A 14,412-nucleotide genomic window follows, 5' to 3' on the forward strand; every position below is an offset into this window, starting at 1 on the left:
AAACGTGCCGTCACCCGGACAGAGCAGCGTGCCGGGCCTCCTGCGCCAGGCCCGCGACCTGGAGTTCCTTGCCCGAGGGTGGTGGGCGGTGCAGCCGGGCCGACGTCCGCCGACCGGGCTCCGCGAGGCCCGCGCACACCAGATCCGTGCGCTCCACCGCCTTTGTGACGTACGGCAGTTGGTGCCTCGGCGCCCTGGGCCGGGACCACCGTCGTTCCCCTTCGTCGCACCCCGTCCGCCCGGTCCCGGGCAGTGCGTTCGGCACGGCCCCGCCGAGCCGCGATGTGCCGAATGCGCGGCGAAACTGGGTGAACGGACCGGATTTTGCCGTTCCATCGAGCGGGGGTCCGCTCATATGTGTACTCTGGGGCATCAAGACGGCCCCTATCCGGGCCGCGCTCCACTAAGGCGCCACCGCGTCCGGAACCCTCTTCATCCCTGCCCGGCGTGCGGTCCGCCGCCGGGTTACGCGACACGAAGGAGTGCGCGGTGACTGAAATGACCAAGCCCGAACCGGAGTTGCTGGAACGGACGGGATCGCGCAACAAGCCCCGGACCGACGAGCTCGGAAGCCTCGAAGTCTGGGCACGATCCGCCCCGATCCGCTTGGCGGGCTACGAGGACGACCTGGCGGAATCACACATCCTGCGCGGTATCGACTAGCCGCCAGCCGCTGGTCCGCAGAACGGTACAAGCGCCCCCGCGTCCACCGGCGCCGGGGCGCTGTCCGTGCCCCGGCTGCTGCCTGCCGGCTACCGCCCGCCGGTCGCCGCCCGCACGGCCCTGGCGCGCGTGGTTCCCGTACCGGCTACGCCCTGAGCGTCTTCGCCGTCGGCGATCACGGCTTCCGCGCCCCCGTCCCGCCCGGGCAGGCTGACGCCCATGAAGCTGCTGATGCTGGGTGGTACCGAATTCGTCGGACGCGCGATCACCGAGGACGCCCTCGCCCGGGGCTGGGAGGTGACCGTCTTCCACCGTGGACGCCACGCGCCCCCGCCGGGCGCCGTCGCCCTGCACGGGGACCGCACCGCCCCCGGCGGCCTGGACGCGCTCACCACGGGGGAGTGGGACCTCGTCGTCGACACCTGGGGCGGCGCCCCCACCGCCGTGCGCGACAGCGCCCGCCTGCTGCGCGACCGGGCCGCGCACTACGCGTACGTCTCCAGCCGCTCGGTCTACGCCTACCCCGCCCCCGCCGGACTCGACGAGGACGGTCCCCTCGTCGAGGGCTCGCCCGACGCCGGGTCCACGGCCTACGCCGAGGACAAGCGGGGCGCCGAGATAGCCGCCGTGGACGCCTTCGGGGAGCGGGCCCTGCTGGTGCGCGCCGGGCTGATCCTCGGCCCGTACGAGAACGTCGGCCGGCTGCCCTGGTGGCTGAACCGCACCGCCCGCGGCGGCCCGGTGCTCGCCCCCGGACCCCGCGAGCTCCCGCTCCAGTACATCGACGTACGGGACCTCGCGCACTGGACCCTGGACGCCGCGGCGGCGGGCCGCGGTGGCGCGTACAACCTCGTCTCCCCGGTCGGGCACGCCACCCTGGGCGAGCTCCTCGACGCCTGCGTCGCCACCACCGGCGGCGTCGCCGAGCTGCGCTGGACCGATCCGGCCCTGCTCGAAGGGGCCGGCGTCGCGCCCTGGACCGAGCTCCCGATCTGGCTCATCGAGGGCGAACCGCACGACCACATGTTCGGCGGTGACGTCAGCAAGGCGCTGGCGGCCGGCCTCACCTGCCGCCCGGTCGCGGAGACCGTGGCCGACACCTGGGAGTGGCTGCGGACGCTCGGCGGGGTGGCCCCGCAGCGGGCCGACCGTCCGGCCCCCGGCATCGACCCCGAGCGGGAGGCCGCGCTACTCGGGCTCTGACCAGGACGCCTCCGCGAGGCGGGTCGGGGGCAGGTACTCGCGCACCAGCGTGCGGTGCCACCAGTCGCCCGTCTCGCGCAGCTCCCGCCAGGTCGTGAACCGGTAGCGGTACAGCAGGGCCCGGACGTACACGGGCGGTGCGTCGGGGAAGGGGTTGTGGCGCAGCAGCCGCAGGGTGTCCCGGTCACCCGCCAGCAGCCGCTCCACGAACGGCCCGAACCAGTCCCGCGCATAGCCGGGGGAGATCGCCGCGAACCACATCAGCCAGTCCAGCCGCAGATGGTACGGGGCGAACTGGCGGGGGATCCTGCGCAGTTCGGTCGGTTTGCCCTTGAAGCCGTACTCCCGCCAGGCGCCGTCCGTGTGCGGGAGGCGGTCGGCGGTGCCCTCCACCACCACCTCCATGCGGACCCGGCCCACCGAGCCGAAGGCCCCGTAGGTGTTGACGAGGTGCAGCGCGTCGAAGGAGCGGTTCATCACCTGTCGGCGCGAGACCATGTTGAGCACCGGGCGGTGGCTGAGGAACAGGACCAGGGCCGTGACCGCACACACCAGGACCACGTACCAGAGCGGGGCCGTCCGCGTCGCGGCGGCCGGGGGAGGGCCGGCGAGCCCGGTGAAGTCCACGGCCGGCAGGGCCAGGGTGATCGTCAGCCAGTTCAGCCAGGCGAAGTTGCCCGAGAGCACCAGCCACAGCTGCGTGGCGATGACGGCCCCGGCGGCGTACGAGGCCACCGGCTGCGGGGTGAACAGCAGGACCGGGACGATCAGCTGCGTCACGTGGTTGGCCGCGCACTCCACCCGGTGCACCGGCTTCGGCAGGTGGTGGAAGAACCAGCTCAGCGGCCCCGGCATCGGCTGCGTCTCGTGGTGGAAGTACAGACAGGTCAGATCGCGCCAGCAGGAGTCCCCGCGCATCTTGATCAGCCCGGCCCCGAATTCCACGCGGAAGAGCACCCAGCGCAGCAGCCACAGGACCAGCACCGGCGGCCCCGCCCGCGCGTTGCCGAGGAAGACGGCGAGGAAGCCCACCTCCAGCAGCAGCGACTCCCAGCCGAAGGAGTACCAGGTCTGCCCCACGTTCACGACGGACAGGTAGAGCAGCCACAGCAGGGCCCACATCGCCATGGCCGCGCCCAGCGGCACCTCGTCCCCGGCCCCGGCGGCCAGGGCCGCGGCCAGTGCGGCCCCGGTCCAGGCGCAGCCGGCGAAGAAGCGGTCGGAGTAGTGCAGTTGGAACAGGCTCGGGGCGCGCCGGAACGGCACGTACCGCACGTAGCGCGGCACGGGCAGCATGCCGTGCGCTCCGATCAGGGCCCGGAACTGCAGGGCGGCCCCGACGAAGGCCACGAGGTAGACACCGGCCAGGGCCCGCTGGAAGACCAGCCGGGCGAGCCAGTATCCGGGCGCCGTGAACCAGTCCATCGCCTCCAGTATCGGACCGGTCGGGGACGGGTGCGAACGGCGGCGCGCCTGCGCGATGCCTTGAACATGTTCAAGCAGCGCTCCGGTTGCGCCGCTCCGGTTGCGGCGCTCCCGGGCATGCGGCAGACAAGAGGGAGCAACCGGGGCGAAAGGGAGATCCACGTGCAGGCACCGTCACCTCCGACACCTCGTCAGGCGCCGCGCCGTCACGCACCGGCCGGCGCCGCCCTCTTGGCCGCCCTCGGCCTGTTCGCCGCGGGATGCGGCGGCTCCGACGCGCCCGCGAGCGGCGCCGGACCCGAGAGCCAGGAGCTCCACCTCCAGCCCGTGGGCTCACCGGGGCCCGACCCCTTCACCGCCTCCTCGGCCACCGCCGAGTCCGCCCCCGTCCAGCCCCCGATGCCCAATCCGACCGGCCAGGGCATCCGCACCGTCAACGCGGACACCCCCGGCCTGTACGGCGGCACCCAGCGGCTCGGCAGCTGCGACGTGGAACAGCAGGTCCGCTACCTCACCGCCGACAACGCCAAGGCACGCGCCTTCGCCCAGGCCTCCGACATCGAACAGGCGAAGATCCCCGAATTCCTCCGCGACCTCACCCCCGTCGTCCTGCGCGCCGACACCCGCGTCACCAACCACGGCTTCCGCGACGGCCGCGCCGACAGCTTCCAGTCCGTCCTCCAGGCCGGCACCGCGGTCCTCGTCGACGAACACGGCATGCCACGGGTCCGCTGCGGCTGCGGCAACCCGCTGGCCTCCCCGCGCGCCGCCAAGGGCTCCCCGGTGCACAAGGGCGACCCGTGGAACGGCTACCAGCCCAACCAGGTCGTCGTCATCGAGCCCACCGCCCACGAGATCAACAACCTGGTGATCGTCAACATCGCCGACAACACCTGGATCGAGCGCAAGCGCGGCGACGACGGCGCCCAGGACCGCACCCCGCAGGTGGTGCCCCCGTTCGACCCGGCCGACGGCATCCCGAACGGCCCGGTCACCCCGCCCGGGACCACCCCGGCCGACCCGTGCCGCAGTCCCGAGGACAACGGCCCGTCCCGCGGTGCGACGCCGACCTCGCCCGCGCCCCCGCCGTCGGAGACGGACTGCCCGCCCAGCGCGTCGAACCCGTCGAACCCGTCGAGCCCGCAGAGCTCCCCGGGCGGGAACCCGCCGTCGAACCCGGTCACCCCGCAGCAGCCGCCGCCCTCGGACCTCTCCCCGGACCAGCCCTCTGACGTCCCCACCGACCTGCCGAGCGACCTGCCGCCGGACGTCCCGACCGACCCCGGGATCCCGCTCGACCCCGAGGCGACGACGCCGCAGCCGAGGGATCCCTACGAGCCGTACGCGGACCCGTACACCGACCCGAACCTGCAGCCGCCGCCCCCGGACGACGGCTACCCGCTGGAGAGCGCCTGACCGGCCCGTGTGTCATGGTGGATCGGTGCCGACCACCGTATCGCTGCCGGACGACTGGCCCGCACACCCGGACCAGTCGCTCTCGCTCAACCGGATGGGCAGTTTCGACTGGGACCTGACCACCGGGCTGATGCACATGGACGGAGCCGCCCTCGACGTCTTCGACACGCCCCCCGACGACTACGACGGCCGGCCCGCCTCCCTCTCCCGGCGCGTCCCGCCGGCCGAGGCCGCCCGGCTCGACGCCCTGGTCTCCGCCGCCCTCAAGAGCGGCCAGGACAGTTACGGCGCCTACTTCCGCATCCGCTGCCACGACGGGCGGCTGCGCTGGACGCACACTCAGGGCCGGGTCATGCGCGACCGCGGCGGACGCCCGCACCGGATCATCGGCATCGTCCGGGACGCGACCGAGGAGCTCAGCCATTCGGCGGAGCGCCTCGGCCTGGACGAGGAGCGCCGCCGCCAGACCTCGGTCGTCGAGTCCACCACCGCGGCCCTCGCGCACGCCCGGACCGTGCAGGACGTCATCGACGCGCTCGGCGACGCCCACGGCCTGGAGCGGCTCGGCTCGATGGGCATGGTGATGGGCCTGGTCGAAGCGGGCCGGATCCACCTCGTCGCCGAGGGGCCCACGGGCAGCTTCGTCCCCGGCACCCGCTACACCCGCGTCGACGAGCAGTACCCGATGAGCGAGGTCGTCCGCTCGCTCCAGCCGCGCTTCCTCGACTCGGCGCAGGAGTTCGCCGCGGAGTACCCCGCGCTCTGGGAAAAGATCTCGTACATGCGGATCTCGGCGGCGGCCTACCTGCCGCTCATCGCCCAGGCCCGCCCGATCGGCGCGATCGGACTGCTCTACCAGGACAAGGACGGCTTCACCCAGGACGAGCGCAACCTGCTCGTCGCCCTCGGCAGCAGCATCGCGCAGAGCCTCCAGCGCGCCATGCTGCTGGAACAGGAGCACGACCTCGCGGAGGGCCTGCAGCAGGCCATGCTGCCGAGGCGGATCCCGTCGGTGCCCGGCGGGGAGATCGCCGTGCGCTACCGCTCCGCCCGGATGGGCCAGGACATCGGCGGCGACTGGTACGACGTCATCCCGCTGCCCGGCGGCCGGGTCGGCGCGGTCATCGGCGACGTCCAGGGCCACGACACGCACGCGGCGGCCGTCATGGGCCAGCTGCGGATCGTCCTGCGCGCCTACGCGGCCGAGGGGCACGCGCCCGGCACCGTCATCGCCCGGGCGTCGGTGTTCCTCCACGAGCTGGACACCGACCGCTTCGCGACATGCACCTACGTGGAGGCCGACCTCTCGACCGGTGTGCTCCAGCTGGTCCGGGCGGGCCACATCGACCCGCTGCTGCGCACCCGTGACGGGGACTGCCGTCCCCTGCCGGTGGAGGGCGGGATGCCGCTCGGCCTCTCGGCGGAGTTCGGCCACATCGAGTACCCGGTGACCACGGCGGAACTGGACCCTGGGGAAACGCTCCTGCTGTGCACGGACGGCCTCGTCGAACAGCCCGGCACCGACCTCGACGACGGGATCCGGCTGCTCGCCTCGCGCGTCCGCAGCGGACCGGCGGACCTCCAGCTCCTGGCGGACCGGCTGTGCGAGGTCGTCGACGACCGCGGCGGGGACGACGACATGGCGCTGCTCCTGCTGCGCCGCGAGGCTGCGGTGTCCGCCCAGGGCGGCGGCGGCCGCCTGCAGCAGCACGTAGCCCCGGGCGATCCGGAGGCCCTCGTGGCGGCCCGCCACATGATCGGGACGGCGGTACGGGCGTGGGGGGCGCGGGAACGGTCCGACGAGATCGAGCTGGTCGCGGACGAGCTGATCGTGAACGCGCTGATGCACACGGACGGCCCGGCGATCGTGACCCTGCGGGTCCTGACCGGCCCCCAGCGCAGGCTGCGGGTGGAGGTCGAGGACCGCTCCAGCGCGCTGCCGAGGCGGCGCGAGGCCGGGGAGTCGGGGGTCTCGGGGCGCGGCCTGATGCTGGTGGACCGGCTGGCCGACGTCTGGGGCGTGGAGTCGCGGGGCGGCGGCAAGTGCGTGTGGTGCGAGTTCGTGATGGCGTAGGGACGCTGCCCCGGGAGGCCGGCCGGCCGTGATCCCGCGGCGCCCGGCTCGCGTTTCGGCCGGGGCGGCGGCAGGCTGGAGCCATGCCGGAGCTGCCCGAGGTCGAGGCCCTGCGGGAGTACCTCGACGAGCACCTCACCGGGCGGGTGGTCGAACGCGTCCTCCCGCTCGCGGTCAGCGTGCTCAAGACGTACGACCCGCCGCCGGCCGCCCTCGAAGGGCAGCCGGCCGGCGCCGTCGCCCGGTACGGCAAGTTCCTGGACCTGCGGATCGGCGAGCTGCACCTCGTCACCCACCTGGCCCGCGCCGGATGGCTGCGCTGGCGGGACACCCTGCCGGCGCAGCCGCCCGGCCCCGGCAAGGGCCCGCTCGCCCTGCGCGTCGCCCTGGAGGGCGGCGGCGGCTTCGACCTCACCGAGGCCGGGACCCAGAAGCGCCTCGCCGTGTACGTGGTCCGCGACCCCCAGGAGGTCCCCGGCATCGCCCGCCTCGGCCCCGATCCGCTCGCCGAGGACTTCGACCGGGACGCCTTCGCCGCCCTGCTCGCGGGGGAACGGCGCCAGATCAAGGGCGTCCTGCGCGACCAGAGCGTCATCGCGGGCATCGGCAACGCCTACAGCGACGAGATCCTGCACGCGGCGCGGGTCTCGCCGTTCAAGCTCGCCGCGTCCTTCGGGGAAGAACAGGTCACGCAGCTCCACGCGGCCCTCCAGGAGACCCTGCGTGAGGCCGTCGCCCGGGCGCACGGAGTGGCCGCCGGCGCCCTGAAGGCCGAGAAGAAGAGCGGACTGCGGGTGCACGGCCGGGCCGGGGAGCCGTGTCCGGTGTGCGGGGACACCGTCCGCTCGGTGTCCTTCGCCGACTCCTCGCTCCAGTACTGCCCCACCTGCCAGACGGGCGGCAAGCCCTTGGCCGACCGCCGCCTCTCCCGCCTCCTCAAATAGCCCGCGCGCTGCGTAGACTCCCTCGCCATGGCCGAGGAGCAGCAGTCGCCACCCCGGCGCGAGGTCGTCACCGGGGTGCCCCGGGGCGCCCGCCGCCGGCCGCACGCGCACGCCCCCGCGCGTTCGGAGATCTCCGAACAGACCACCCTCGGGGCCACCTACGTACGGGCCCTCATGCGCAGCCAGCTGCGCGCCGGGCTGGCCGCGCTGGCCGCGCTGGCGTCGCTGGTCGGGGCGCTGCCGCTGCTGTTCGCGCTGCCGCGCGCCGCGTCGGGCTCCTTGGTCTGGGTCGCGCTCGGCCTGCTGGTCTATCCGGTGATGTGGCTCATCGCCCGGTGGTACGTCACCCGGGCGGAGCGCAACGAGGCCGATTTCACCGGGCTCGTGATGGATCCGGCGGACCGGGGCTGAGCCGCTGCCGTCTGTCGCTTGCCCGTGGCCCGGGATCAGAACAGGTGCATGGCCAAGTGGCCCAGCGGCAGGCCGAGTTGCCAGGCGGGGGTCCACACGCGCGCGTTCTCGTCGAGGCCCATGCGGGTCTCGGCGTGGCCGTGCCGGCCGGGGTCGAGGTTGGTGGCGAACAGCTCGGTGCGGTCCAGCCAGCGCCACGCCGCCCGGGCCAGTTCCAGGTCCGGGTCCTCGCCGCGGCCGTCCTCCCTGGCCTCCTCGCCCAAGGCCAGGAAGCGGGTGTGGACCCAGTCGCGCCAGGGATGCCCGTACGCCGTGAGTGACAGCCACTCGTCGAGCTGCGACACGACGCGGATGCCGGAGAGCTCTCCGGCGGCGTCCGACAGGTAGATGGTCAGGGCGAGCGTGTCGCGTCCGGCCCGGAACTCCAGGGTGCTGACCGGGATCAGCCGGCCCGTGCGCAGCAGTTCGTCAGCGATGTACTCGGCGTAGAGCCAAGCCATGGGCACCGCGAGCCCGCCGTCACTGGTGCCGTTCATACCCTCGGGCTGCACCGTTCCACCTTCTCCCGTGCGTCGAGCGTCCCGTCGTCAGCACTGAGCCTTCACCGTGCGACGCGCCGACCGGGGGATGTTTACTCAACTTGGACGCTCTGATGCCGCATTCCGTGCGTTTTTTGTCCGGTCCGCGTCCATCGGGGACGTTCCGCGACCTTTTCCGGCGCCGCCCCGCCACAGAACGCGTCCGCGGGCACTCGTTCAGGCGCCGAGGTCGTACCCGTAGCCCTGGAGGCCCTTCTTCAAGGCGCGCAGGGCGTAGTAGGTACGGGATTTGACCGTCCCGGCCGGGATCCCGAGCTCGGCCGCGGCCTCGGCCACCGACCGGTCGCGGAAGTAGACCTGCACCAGGACCTCGCGGTGCTCCGGCCCCAGGGACCCCACGGCCCGCCTGACGTCGATCGCCGTCACCGAGCCCACCACGGCGTCCTCGGGTGCGGGGGCCTGCTCCAGACCTTCCGGATCCACCTCCTGCGGCCGTGAGAGCCGGGCCCGCCGGGCGTCGATCGCGAGGCGCCGGGCCACCGTGAACAGCCACGGCCGCAGGGATTCGTGCCCGGTCGACAGGACCTCCGGATGCTGCCAGACCCGTACGAGGGTCTCCTGTACGAGGTCCTCGGCGCGCTGGGCGTCCCCTGCGGTCAGCCCGAGCAGGAAACCGAACAGCGCTCGCCCGTGGTCGCGCTGGAGTTCGGCCAGCGCCTCGGGGTCCGTGCGCGGGAGGGTGGGGGAGAGCGGCACGAGGGGCTCCTTCCGAGGGGGGTGGGGGCCGAAGCGGCGGCGGCTCGTCAACCCTGACCTGCGCGGAGCCGACCGGGAACCGTCCGGCCCCGGCGTTGCGCCCAAGCACCCGGGTCGTCCGCCGGGCGGCCGTGCCGGGCGGTGAACGGTCGAACGGCGCGGCGAACGGCAGCGGGCGGCAGGCGACGGGTGTCCGTGTCCGCCGATGGGGTGGAGGCGCGCCCAGCGGACGGACCCGTTCCTTGACTTGGCTCGTGTATGTCTATGGATTGCAGGAGAACGATCGTCGGATAGTCGTACTAACGAGAGCTGGACCGATGACCACGCGAATCCGTCCGCAGGCCGTCGCCCTCCTGTCGGCCCTCCTCCTGTCCGCGGCCGCCGGATGCACGGCCGCCGGGGACTCCGCACCGGCCCGCCTGGGGGACTCCGGCGGACCGGCCGCCTCCACGGCCGCGGGGTCCCCCGCCGCCCGGGGCTTCACCCTGCTCGCCAGCGGCGACGTCCTGCCGCACACCTCCGTCATCCAGCGCGCGGCGCACGACGCCGAGGGCGACGGCCACGACTTCAGGCCGATGTTCTCCGGCGTCAAGCCCGTGGTCTCCGCGGCGGACCTGGCCCTGTGCCACATGGAGACCATCTACGGCGAGGACGGCGGCCCGTTCTCCGGCTATCCGGCCTTCACGTCGCCGCCCCAGGTGGCCGACGCCCTGAAGGAGACCGGGTACGACGGCTGCTCCACCGCCTCGAACCACACCCTCGACGACGGGGCCGCCGGCCTGCGCCGCACCCTGGACCGCTTCGACAAGGTGGGACTCAAGCACGCCGGTTCGGCCCGTACGGCGGCCGAGGCGGCCGCGGTGACCCTGTACACGGCGGGCTCCGCCAAGGTGGCGCACCTCGCCTACACCTACGACACCAACGGCTACCCGCTGCCGGAGGGCCAGCCCTGGGCGGTCAACCTCATGAAGCAGGACAAGATCATCGCGGATGCGCGGGCGGCCCGGAAGGCGGGCGCGGACGTGGTGCTGGTGAGCGTGCACTGGGGCACGGAGTGGCAGACCGAGCCGGACGCGACCCAGCTCTCGCTCGGCAAGGCGCTGACCGCCTCACAGACCGGCGGCCGACCCGACATCGACCTGATCATGGGAACGCACGCCCATATCCCGCAGCCCTACGAGAAGGTCAACGGGACGTGGATCGTCTACGGCATGGGCGACCAGGTCGCGGGCGAGATGTTCAACTACACCGGCGCGCGCGACCTGCGCGGCAACTACGGCTCGATCGGCCGTTTCACCTTCGCCCCGCCGGCCGCCGCCGGGCAGCGCTGGCAGGTCACCAAGGCCGAGTTCGTGCCGCAGATGATGGACCTGTCGGCCGGCCGGGTCGTCCACCTGCCCGACGCCCTCGCCAAGGATCCCGGCCGGGAGGACTACGAGAGCGCCCGGGACGACATCAGCGAGGCCGTCCTGAGCCGCGGCGCCGCCAAGGACGGACTGACCATGGGCAGGTAGTGGGGCCCAGCGGGGCCACGGGCAGAGGGTGGCGCCGCCGGCACGGAGCGGCGTCTCGGGCAGAAGGCGGGGCCCCCGGTAGGGAACGGCGTCACGGGCAGCGAGCCGTCCGGCTCGGCGCGCGCCCGGGCGCGGCCCTCCCTACAGTGCGAACCATGAGTGCCACCGTGGAGGAGACGCGCGGGACCCGGAACCGCTTCCTGAACCGGGTGCCCGACGCCTTCGGCGCGTTCTTCGGAACGCTCGGCCTGCTGTGCGCACTGCTCTCGTTCTCCCCGACGCTGCGGCGGCTCCTGCGGCACGTCGTGCGGTTCCTCGACACGGTCGTCGTCCCCGTCAGCGCGAACCTCGCCTACGCCGTCTTCCTCTTCCTCCTCGCCGCGGCCCTCGGCACCCGCAAGAAGGTCGCCTGGTGGATCGTCATCACCTATCTGGCCCTGCTGATCCTCGTCGACGTGCTGATCATGGCCGAGGGGGACTACTGGGTCGGCGGGCCCTCCATGGTCCTGGCCGTCGCCGCGATGGGTGTACTGATCGCCGCCCGGGGAGAGTTCTACGCCGCCTCGCGCCCCGGCGCCCTGTGGCGGGCCCTGCTCGTCCTGGGCCTCGGCCTGCTCGCCGCCGTCCTGGTCGGCTGGGGGCTCGTCGCGCTCTTCCCCGGCTCCCTGCCCCGGGGCCAGTGGCTGGACTGGGCCGCCAAGCAGGTCTTCGGCGGGCTCTTCTCCGCCCGCCAGTTCGACGGCCGTCCGCCCAGGCCGCTGTACTTCCTGCTCGGCCTCTTCGGCGCCCTCGCCCTGCTGAACGCGGCCACCACCCTCTTCCGCTCCCAGCGCCTGACCGCCGCCCTGCACGGCGACGAGGAGCTCCGCATCCGCGCCCTCCTCGGCGCCTACGGGCGGGCGGACTCCCTCGGCTACTTCGCCACCCGCCGCGACAAGGCCGTCGTCTTCGCCCCCAACGGCAAGGCCGCCGTCACCTACCGCGTCGAGGCGGGCGTCTGCCTCGCCAGCGGCGACCCCGTGGGGGACCCGGCCGCCTGGAGCCCCGCCATCGACGCCTGGCTGACCGTGGCCCGCCGCTACGGCTGGCAGCCGGCCGTCATGGGCGCCTCCGAGGACGGCGCCACCGCGTACGCCCGCTCGGGGCTCAGCGCACTGCAGCTCGGCGACGAGGCCATCCTGCACGTCGCCCGCTTCGACCTCGACGGCCGGGACATGCGCGTCACCCGCCAGGCCGTCAACCGCGTGAAGCGCACCGGCGCCACCACCGTCATCCGCCGCCACTCGGCCCTCTCGGAGGACGAGATGCGAAGGATCGTGGACCGGGCCGACCGCTGGCGGGACACCGAGACCGAGCGCGGCTTCTCCATGGCCCTGGACCGGCTCGGCGACCCGGCCGACGGGGACTGCCTGCTGGTCGAGGCCCTCGACGCCCAGGGCGAACTGATCGCCCTGCTGTCCTTCGTCCCCTGGGGCAAGGACGGTATCTCGCTCGACCTGATGCGCCGCGACAGCACCGCCCCGAACGGCGTCATGGAGTTCATGGTCGCCCAGCTGTGCGCCGCGGCCCCCGGCCTCGGGGTCCGCAGGATCTCCCTCAACTTCGCCGTCTTCCGCTCCGCCTTCGAGGAGGGCGGCCGGATCGGCGCCGGCCCCGTCCTCAAGCTGTGGCGCAGACTGCTGCTCTTCTTCTCCCGCTGGTGGCAGCTGGAGGCGCTGTACCGCTCGAACGTCAAGTACGGACCCGAGTGGTACCCGCGGTTCCTCTGCTACCAGGACGCCGGCTCGCTCGCCCGGGTCAGCCTCGCCTCCGGCATCGCCGAGGGCTTCGTCTCCGTACCCCGCCTGCGCACCCTGTGGGGCAACGGCCACCCCAAGGGCCTCACCGCGCCCGTGACCACCGCCGGGCTGCCCTCCATCGACTCCCTGGGACTGGACGCCGTGGCGCAGGAGGGCGACGCCGTACGGCCCGAGCGGCAGCCCGAACAGGTCCGCGTCCGGCACGCCAAGCTGGAGCGGATCCGGGCGTCCGGCACCGACCCCTATCCGGTGGGAATCCGTCCGCGGACCCACACCGTCGCCGAGCTGAAGGCCCTGCACCCCGCACCCCCGCCCGGCGCCCGGTCCGGGGAGCAGGCCACCCTCGCCGGGCGCGTGATGCTCGTACGCGACCTCGGCGGCGTGGTCTTCTGCGTCCTGCGCGACTGGTCCGGGGACGTCCAGCTGATGTTCACCCGGGACGAGAGCGGGCCCGGGGTCCTGGAGTCCTTCACCTCCCAGGCCGACTTCGGCGACCACGTGGTCGTCAGCGGCGAGGTCGGCGCCAGCAAGGCCGGCGAACTGTCGCTCGTGGTCGAGTCCTGGCAGTTCACCGGCAAATGCCTGCGCCCCCTCCCCGACAAGCGCAAGGGCCTCGCCGACCCGGAGGCCCGGGTCCGGCGCCGCTACCTCGACCTCGTCGCGAGCCCCGACGCGCGGGACGTGGTGCGGGCCCGCTCCAGCGCCGTCCAGGCCCTGCGCCAGGGACTGCTCGACCGCGGCTACCTGGAGGTCGAGACCCCGATGCTCCAGCAGATCCACGGCGGCGCCAACGCCCGGCCCTTCCGCACCCACATCAACGCCTACGACCTCGACCTGTACCTGCGCATCGCGCCCGAGCTGTACCTCAAGCGGCTCTGCGTCGGCGGAATGGAGAAGGTCTTCGAGATGGGCCGCACCTTCCGCAACGAGGGCGTCTCCTACAAGCACAATCCCGAGTTCACGATGCTGGAGGCCTACCAGGCCTTCGCCGACTACGACGTGATGCTCGACCTCACCCGCGAACTGATCCAGGGCGCCGCCACCGCCGCCTTCGGCTCGCCCGTGGCCCACAAGGCGGGGCCGGACGGGAAGCTGGTCGTCCACGACATCTCCGGGCCCTGGCCGGTCAAGACGATGTACGGGGCCATCAGCGAAGCCCTCGGCGAGGAGGTCGACGCCGACACCGAGGAGCCCGTCCTGAGGACGCTCTGCGACCGCGCGGGCGTGCCGCACGCGCCCGAGGACAGCCGCGGGGACGTGGCCCTGGAGATGTACGAGCGGCTGGTGGAGGAGCGGACCACGCTGCCCACCTTCTACAAGGACTTCCCCACCGACGTCTCCCCGCTCACCCGCCAGCACCGCAAGGACCCGCGGCTCGCCGAGCGATGGGACCTGGTGGCCTTCGGCACCGAACTGGGCACGGCGTACTCGGAGCTGACCGATCCCGTGGAGCAGCGGCGCCGGCTCACCGCCCAGTCGCTGCTCGCGGCGGGCGGCGACCCGGAGGCCATGGAGCTGGACAACGACTTCCTGGACGCCCTGGAGTACGCGATGCCGCCGACGGGTGGGCTCGGCATCGGCGTCGACCGCCTGGTCATGTTCCTCACGGGCCTGACGATCCGCGAGACGCTTCCGTTCCCCTTGGTGCGGCGCGGCTGATCGGGTGAG

Annotated in this window: 12 protein-coding genes; 8 read left to right on the forward strand and 4 right to left on the reverse strand. The window is 73.2% G+C overall.

What is annotated here, in order from left to right; translation table 11 throughout:
* Positions 1 to 10 precede the first annotated feature (10 nt).
* A complete protein-coding gene (locus tag ACF059_RS12715; protein WP_392055284.1) occupies positions 11 to 157 on the reverse strand; it encodes a hypothetical protein in 147 nt (48 codons plus the stop codon).
* A gap of 332 nt (positions 158 to 489) precedes the next feature.
* Between ACF059_RS12715 and ACF059_RS12720 the strand changes: the two genes are divergently transcribed.
* Together ACF059_RS12720 and ACF059_RS12725 are read left to right on the forward strand one after the other, a co-directional pair.
* Positions 490 to 663, forward strand: a complete 174-nt coding sequence (locus tag ACF059_RS12720) for a hypothetical protein (protein WP_360902130.1) — start codon at positions 490 to 492, stop codon at positions 661 to 663.
* 219 nt (positions 664 to 882) lie between these two features.
* Positions 883 to 1,866: an NAD-dependent epimerase/dehydratase family protein gene (locus ACF059_RS12725; RefSeq protein WP_392055287.1), complete on the forward strand. Its 984-nt coding sequence runs from the start codon at positions 883 to 885 to the stop codon at positions 1,864 to 1,866.
* On the opposite strand, the gene ACF059_RS12730 is transcribed toward ACF059_RS12725, so the two are convergent.
* Positions 1,852 to 3,291: a lipase maturation factor family protein gene (locus ACF059_RS12730; protein WP_392055290.1), complete on the reverse strand. Its 1,440-nt coding sequence runs from the start codon at positions 3,289 to 3,291 to the stop codon at positions 1,852 to 1,854. The genes ACF059_RS12725 and ACF059_RS12730 overlap by 15 nt on opposite strands.
* A gap of 162 nt (positions 3,292 to 3,453) precedes the next feature.
* On the opposite strand from ACF059_RS12730, the gene ACF059_RS12735 reads away from it, so the two are divergent.
* The 4 genes from ACF059_RS12735 (at position 3,454) to ACF059_RS12750 (ending at position 8,136) form a co-directional block, all read left to right on the forward strand.
* Positions 3,454 to 4,707, forward strand: coding sequence for a DUF6777 domain-containing protein (locus tag ACF059_RS12735; RefSeq protein ID WP_392055293.1), 1,254 nt, complete (start codon positions 3,454 to 3,456; stop codon positions 4,705 to 4,707).
* Positions 4,708 to 4,714: 7 nt separating this feature from the next.
* A complete protein-coding gene (locus ACF059_RS12740) occupies positions 4,715 to 6,781 on the forward strand; it encodes a SpoIIE family protein phosphatase (RefSeq protein WP_392055296.1) in 2,067 nt (688 codons plus the stop codon).
* Between the two features lie 83 nt (positions 6,782 to 6,864).
* The gene (locus ACF059_RS12745) at positions 6,865 to 7,725 is read left to right on the forward strand and encodes an Fpg/Nei family DNA glycosylase (protein ID WP_392055299.1); all 861 of its coding nucleotides are present in this window, start codon (positions 6,865 to 6,867) and stop codon (positions 7,723 to 7,725) included.
* A gap of 27 nt (positions 7,726 to 7,752) precedes the next feature.
* Positions 7,753 to 8,136, forward strand: a complete 384-nt coding sequence (locus ACF059_RS12750) for a hypothetical protein (RefSeq protein WP_392055302.1) — start codon at positions 7,753 to 7,755, stop codon at positions 8,134 to 8,136.
* A 35-nt stretch (positions 8,137 to 8,171) separates the two neighbouring features.
* On the opposite strand, the gene ACF059_RS12755 is transcribed toward ACF059_RS12750, so the two are convergent.
* The gene (locus tag ACF059_RS12755) at positions 8,172 to 8,672 is read right to left on the reverse strand and encodes a hypothetical protein (protein WP_392055305.1); all 501 of its coding nucleotides are present in this window, start codon (positions 8,670 to 8,672) and stop codon (positions 8,172 to 8,174) included.
* 219 nt (positions 8,673 to 8,891) lie between these two features.
* Entirely contained in the window at positions 8,892 to 9,431 is a 540-nt protein-coding gene (locus ACF059_RS12760; protein WP_366864392.1) for a sigma-70 family RNA polymerase sigma factor, read from the reverse strand.
* 317 nt (positions 9,432 to 9,748) lie between these two features.
* On the opposite strand from ACF059_RS12760, the gene ACF059_RS12765 reads away from it, so the two are divergent.
* Together ACF059_RS12765 and lysX are read left to right on the forward strand one after the other, a co-directional pair.
* Complete coding sequence (locus ACF059_RS12765; RefSeq protein ID WP_392055308.1) at positions 9,749 to 10,945, forward strand: CapA family protein; 1,197 nt, start codon at positions 9,749 to 9,751, stop codon at positions 10,943 to 10,945.
* Between the two features lie 155 nt (positions 10,946 to 11,100).
* Entirely contained in the window at positions 11,101 to 14,403 is a 3,303-nt protein-coding gene (lysX, locus tag ACF059_RS12770) for a bifunctional lysylphosphatidylglycerol synthetase/lysine--tRNA ligase LysX (protein ID WP_392055310.1), read from the forward strand.
* The last annotated feature ends 9 nt before the right edge of the window (positions 14,404 to 14,412 follow it).

This window comes from Streptomyces sp. NPDC016562, assembly GCF_043076955.1.
Taxonomy (GTDB): Bacteria; Actinomycetota; Actinomycetes; order Streptomycetales; family Streptomycetaceae; genus Streptomyces.